A 501-nucleotide genomic window follows, 5' to 3' on the forward strand; every position below is an offset into this window, starting at 1 on the left:
ATCGACTACCTGCGCCGCAATCTGGACAAGCGGCACGACATTGACTCGATAGCGGGCTACTCCGGCATGAGCCGGCGGACGCTGACGCGACACTTTATCAGGGCCACCGGCATGACGGTGGGTGACTGGCTCAGCGCTCAGCGCCTGCAGCGCAGCCAGGAGCTGCTGGAGACCACCGATCACAGCATTGAAACCATATCGTCGCTGGCGGGTTACCAGTCGCCGGTCTCGTTCCGGCAGAACTTCAAAACCCGCTTTAACGTCAGCCCCAGCGAGTGGCGCCGGACCTTCCGCGGCCCCGGCCTGATGTAAATTTGGAGGGCTGAGCTGAGTCCGCAATAAGGGAGAAGCGGAGGGGAGTCTTGCAGGTCTCTTGGTGTACGACTGGCTGTCAGTTGAAAATCTGTGTAGGGTACATAAAGGTTATGGACGCATAACACTCTCCAGCAGGCCGCTTACCAACAGGGTAAAAACCTGAATCGCTTTTGGTAATGCATAGCT

General features: G+C 57.9%; 1 protein-coding gene. It reads left to right on the top strand.

Going from position 1 to position 501, the window contains the following annotated elements:
- On the top strand, positions 1–312 hold a 312-nt coding region (locus HA48_RS21980), incomplete at its 5' end, for a helix-turn-helix domain-containing protein (protein WP_128603185.1).
- Positions 313–501: the final 189 nt, after the last annotated feature.

It is taken from the genome of Pantoea wallisii (genome assembly GCF_002095485.1).
Lineage (GTDB): Bacteria > Pseudomonadota > Gammaproteobacteria > Enterobacterales > Enterobacteriaceae > Pantoea > Pantoea wallisii.